Raw genomic sequence first — 705 nt, forward strand, 5'->3', positions numbered from 1 at the left:
GAGGGCGTTGGTCATGACTTCGGCTGGGGTGCGCCAGTTGAGTGCTTTGCGTGGTTTGTGGTTGTGAATGTTGGCGATCATTTCTAGGTCCTCGGCGCTGTAGATGGACAGGTCGCTGTTTTTAGGAAGGTTTCTTCTGAGCCTGCCGTTGGTGTTTTCGTTGCTGCCGCGTTCCCATGGTGATCCTGGATGGCAGAAGTAGATGGGAATGTCAGTGGCCATAGTAAAGGCTTTATGGCCAGCCATTTCGCTTCCTTGGTCCCAGGTAATTGATGACCAGATAGCTTTATCGATTCCTGCAACTGCCTTGTGCAGGGCTGTGAATACTTCTTTGCTGGTATGCCTTCCCGGTAGGTGGCCAAGGACAACAAATCGGCTAACGCGTTCTACTAGCGTGATTACCGCTGATTGGTTGTTTTTACCGAGGATGAGGTCGCCTTCCCAGTGGCCTGGCAAAATACGTTCACTTACCTCATCTGGCCGGTCGTCTATGAGGATCATGTCGTCGACGAAGCGTTGCTGGGCAGGTGTGCTGGAGCGGGTTTGACGTTTCTTGCGTTTCTTTCTACCTGTCGGCAAGTCCAAGCCAAGGTCTTTGAGTCTTCCTTTGGCCTGCAGGTAAAAGGCGTCATAAATCGTTTCGTGACTAATGCGCATGTCCTTATCAGTGGGGTAGTCGATGGGCAGGCGATTAGAAATCTCCTC

The 705-nt window shown here is 51.8% G+C and carries 1 protein-coding gene; it reads right to left on the reverse strand.

Features of this window, described 5'->3' with window-relative positions; all coding sequences use genetic code 11:
- On the reverse strand, window positions 1-705 hold a 705-nt coding region (locus QKD99_RS11515), incomplete at both ends, for an IS30 family transposase (RefSeq protein WP_347951489.1).

Origin of the sequence: Corynebacterium sp. c3Ub_189, from assembly GCF_039907195.1 — a bacterium.
Classification (GTDB): domain Bacteria; phylum Actinomycetota; class Actinomycetes; order Mycobacteriales; family Mycobacteriaceae; genus Corynebacterium.